Source organism: Bradyrhizobium sp., from assembly GCF_050014615.1.
Lineage (GTDB): Bacteria > Pseudomonadota > Alphaproteobacteria > Rhizobiales > Xanthobacteraceae > Bradyrhizobium.
This window is the reverse complement of sequence record NZ_JBEKCZ010000315.1, coordinates 1-4,105: the sequence shown is the minus strand read 5'-3', so window position 1 is coordinate 4,105 and position 4,105 is coordinate 1. Positions and strand designations below refer to the sequence as shown.

Here is a 4,105-nt window from a genome sequence, read left to right as displayed (position 1 = left end):
GATGGATCGGGTGAATCGATGGTGCGGTCGCCGGGGATCGGCTGCCCGATCACGGACAGGGTATTGTAGACCTTCTCGCCATTGTCCGATCCGTCATAGACGGTCAATTCAAGCACCGATTTGCCTTCGCGCGCCGCGGAGACGATGCGCTGGATCTGCTCGGTCGGGAATACCGTCGCGCCATCGAGCGTGAACGTCTTGGCTTCAGGCTGCTTCAGCTTGACCGTGATGTGATCGCCGGTCCGCTCCGCGACCCCGTCGACCGGGGTCGTATCGGTGTCGTTCATGCGTGAATCGATCTTGAAACGATAGCTCTTGCCGGCGCCGTCTTCCCATGACGTCGAGCGCAAATCGCTCAACGTCACCTTGCCCTCGCCGCTGTCCAGTTCCGAGACCTGCCTGAATTCCGAGGTGTAGCCTTCGCAGGCGCTGCCGGAAAAATTATAGAGGATACGTCCCCGCGCGCTGTTGATCGCGTTGGAGCCACGCGACTTCAGGAGACTGAGCTCGTAGAGCGCCTGGTGCGGGAGAAACGCGCCGCCGGCCGCGGCATCGGCCCTGTCGGCGGCAATACCCGTTCCGATCGCAACGGCGGCGATTGTCAGCGCCAATGACCTGACATGACGAGGCGAAATCAGCAATGCGCGAGCCATGTTTTTTCCTCGAACTGGATTCTGTCACAGTATTCACCGCTATATTGTGCCGCAACTAGGGCATGTCACGGAAAAGCGGTATTTACTGCCGGATTGCCATGTTTTTTGGCATTTGGCCCCCGATCCGCCCTCGCTTGCATGTGACGGCACGATGCGCGAAACAAAGCGGCCCGATCGGATATCCATCGGTGCTGGTCACATCAAACGGGGACGAAACATGGCGGGTACGGTCGAACAGAAGCTTGCGGCACAGGGCATCGTCCTGCATGAGCCGCCAAGTCCGGTGGCGAATTACGTGGGTTTCGTGCGCACCGGGAACCTGCTGTTCGTATCGGGCCAGGTTTGTGTCAGCCCGGACGGCAAGCTGATCGCCAAGGGCAAGCTCGGCGCCGGGGTTACCGTGGAGCAAGGCAACGCCGCGGCGCGCGGTTGCGCGATCAATCTGCTGGCGCAAATCAAGGCCGCGCTCGGCGATCTCGACAAGGTGGTCCGCGTGGTCCGGCTCGGCGGCTTCGTCAATTCCGCCCCGGATTTTGTGGACGGGCCGAAAGTGCTCAACGGCGCCTCCGACCTGATGGTCGCGGCGTTCGGCGACAAGGGCCGCCATGCCCGCACCACCGTCGGCGTCTCCTCGCTTCCGGCCGATGCCGCCGTCGAGGTCGAAGGACTGTTTGAAGTCTCGTAAGCCGGGCTCTTTTTAAAGGGGATTAGGGTGCGTGCGCCCAACTGGCTAACGGCGCGGCCGGTGGCCCATCGCGGCCTGCACGACCGTATCAGCGGCATCATCGAGAACATGCCGGGCGCGGCTGTGGCCGCGATCGATGGCAATTTCGGCATCGAATGCGACATTCAACTCACCGCCGACGGTGAGGCGATGGTGCATCATGACGATGCGCTTGGCCGGCTCACCGAAGGCTCTGGCGCGCTGCTCGGCCTCACCTGCGATGAGCTCAGGGCGGTCAGGTTCAAGGATACCTCCGAGCGGATGATGTCGCTCGGCGATCTCTGCGCGCTGGTCAATGGCCGCGTCCCGATCGTGATCGAGGTCAAGAGCCATTTTGACGGCGACCGCAGACTGGTGACCCGGATGGCCCAGGTGCTTAAAACCTATGCCGGTCCGGTGGCCGGAATGTCGTTCGACCCGGATCAGGTGCTGGCGCTGCGCGAGACCATGCCGGAGCTGCCCCGCGGCATCGTTGCCGAGCGCCGCTATTCCGAAGCCGACTGGCCGCAGGCGACGCCGCCCCAGCGCCGCGGCATGCTGCATCTACGCCACGCGTGGCGCACCCGGCCGCATTTCGTGGCCTATTGGGTGAATGAGTTGCCCTCGCCTGCGCCCTGGATCGCACGCCATGTTTTCGGCCTGCCGCTGTTGACCTGGACGGTGCGAACCTCCGGGCAGCGTGAACGGGCCGCCCGCTACGCCGATCAGATGATCTTTGAGGGGTTCCGGCCCTAGGGATCTGATCCAGACGGATCAGACCCCTAGTTATCTTGCTTGGGCATGATCCTTTCCGAAAACCGGTTTCCACTTTTCGGGGATCATGCCTGAATCGCACGCGTCCTTCGCCCTTGAAGTCTATGATGCAATGCACGATCTTGGTATTGGTCACCATGCGCGATGGCTGATCGTAACGCGGGACCGATTCTAACAGCCGATGGCGTCATCCGAAATCATTCTCGAAGCGGTGTCGTCCATAAGCCAGATCCCGGCCCGGGATTGGGATGCCTGCGCCAATCCGGTTCCGGACCCGGGCAGCCTCGACGGCCTCGACACGCTGGCTTCCTCCGGCCCGCTTGGCGCCGCTCCCACAACCTCCAGACAACGTTATAACCCCTTCGTTTCACATGCTTTCTTCTCCGCCTTGGAGGCGTCGAACTCGGCCTGCGCCCGGACCGGCTGGGGGCCGCGCCATCTGCTGGCCAAGCTTGACGGCAAGATCGCCGGCATCGTGCCGTGTTTTCTGAAATCGCACTCGCAGGGCGAATACGTCTTCGACCGCGGCTGGGCGGATGCCTATGAGCGCGCCGGCGGGCGTTATTACCCGAAACTGCAGGCCTCGGTTCCCTTCACGCCGGCCACCGGGCCGCGCCTGTTGATACGAGATGGCGTCGACCAGGAACGCATCGGCAACGCGCTGGCAGGCGGCCTGATGGGGCTGTGCGACGCCACCAGCGCCTCATCGGTCCATGTGACGTTTGCACGCGAAGCGGAATGGAAGTTTCTCGCCGAACATGGATTCCTGCAGCGCACCGACCAGCAATTCCACTGGCACAATCAGGGCTATCGCCATTTCGAGGATTTCCTCGCCACCCTCAATTCGCGTCACCGCAAGGCGATCAAGCGCGAGCGGCGCGACGCGCTGGCCAATGGCATCACGATCCACGCGCTCACCGGCCGCGACATCACCGAAGATGCGTGGGACGCCTTCTTCGCCTTCTACATGGAGACCGGCTCGCGCAAATGGGGCCGGCCCTACCTCACCCGCACGTTCTTCTCGCTGATCGGCGAGAATATGGCCAAGGACGTGCTGCTGATCATGGCCCAGCGCAATGGCCGCTGGATTGCCGGCGCCATCAATTTCATCGGCAGCGATACGTTGTTTGGCCGCAACTGGGGCGCGATCGAGCATCATCCGTTCCTGCATTTCGAGGTCTGCTATTATCAGGCGATCGATTTTGCGATCGGGCGCGGCCTGAAAACCGTCGAGGCCGGCGCACAGGGCGAGCACAAGATCGCGCGCGGCTATCTTCCGCAAACCACGTTTTCGGCGCATTACATCGCCGATGCCGGCCTGCGCGGCGCGATCGACGAGTATCTGCGGCGCGAACGCGCCTATGTCGCGGAGGCGGCGCGCGAACTCACCGAGGCCGGACCGTTTCGCAAAGCCGCCGATGAGCCAAGCTGACGCCACAACAAATTCTGGGAGACGCCATGCCCGCCTATGATCCCAACAACCCCTTCGCCAAAATCCTGCGCGGCGAGTTTCCCTGCTACAAAGTGTATGAGGACGACCACGTCCTCGCCTTTCTCGACATCATGCCGCGCTGTCCGGGACATACGCTGGTGATCCCGAAGGCCCCTGCCCGCAATATCCTCGATATCAGCCCGGAGGATTTCGCCCATGTCGCCCGCGCCGCCCACAGGATTGCCCGCGCCGCGATGACGGCTTTTGACGCCGACGGCATCACGGTGCAGCAATTCAGCGAGCCCGCTGGCGGACAGGTGGTGTTTCACCTCCACATGCACGTGATGCCGCGCCAAGACGGCGTGGCGCTACTGCCGCCCGCAAGCCGCAAGGAAGATGGCCAGGTGCTGGAAGCGAACGCGGCGAAGCTGGCGGCGGCGTTGAAGGGCTAATAGCCGTCATTCCGGGATGGTGCGTTAGCACCAGACCCGGAATCTCGAGATTCTCCGATGTGCAATTGCACATCGTAGTTCGATGCTTCGC

General features: G+C 62.7%; 5 protein-coding genes. 4 read left to right on the top strand and 1 reads right to left on the bottom strand.

The window, feature by feature from the left end; all coding sequences use genetic code 11:
- Positions 1 to 653 (bottom strand): cell envelope integrity EipB family protein (locus ABR948_RS28745; protein ID WP_428124569.1); only part of this gene is annotated, 653 nt, incomplete at its 3' end.
- 217 nt (positions 654 to 870) lie between these two features.
- On the opposite strand from ABR948_RS28745, the gene ABR948_RS28740 reads away from it, so the two are divergent.
- The 4 genes from ABR948_RS28740 to ABR948_RS28725 all read left to right on the top strand — a co-directional run bounded on the left by ABR948_RS28740 (position 871) and on the right by ABR948_RS28725 (position 4,014).
- Positions 871 to 1,338 (top strand): RidA family protein, encoded by a 468-nt coding sequence (locus ABR948_RS28740; protein WP_428124567.1) that lies wholly within the window; start codon positions 871 to 873, stop codon positions 1,336 to 1,338.
- Between the two features lie 27 nt (positions 1,339 to 1,365).
- A complete protein-coding gene (locus ABR948_RS28735) occupies positions 1,366 to 2,112 on the top strand; it encodes a glycerophosphodiester phosphodiesterase (protein ID WP_428124565.1) in 747 nt (248 codons plus the stop codon).
- A 199-nt stretch (positions 2,113 to 2,311) separates the two neighbouring features.
- Positions 2,312 to 3,562, top strand: a complete 1,251-nt coding sequence (locus ABR948_RS28730; protein WP_428124563.1) for a GNAT family N-acetyltransferase — start codon at positions 2,312 to 2,314, stop codon at positions 3,560 to 3,562.
- Between the two features lie 26 nt (positions 3,563 to 3,588).
- The gene (locus ABR948_RS28725) at positions 3,589 to 4,014 is read left to right on the top strand and encodes an HIT family protein (RefSeq protein ID WP_428124561.1); all 426 of its coding nucleotides are present in this window, start codon (positions 3,589 to 3,591) and stop codon (positions 4,012 to 4,014) included.
- Positions 4,015 to 4,105 lie beyond the last annotated feature (91 nt).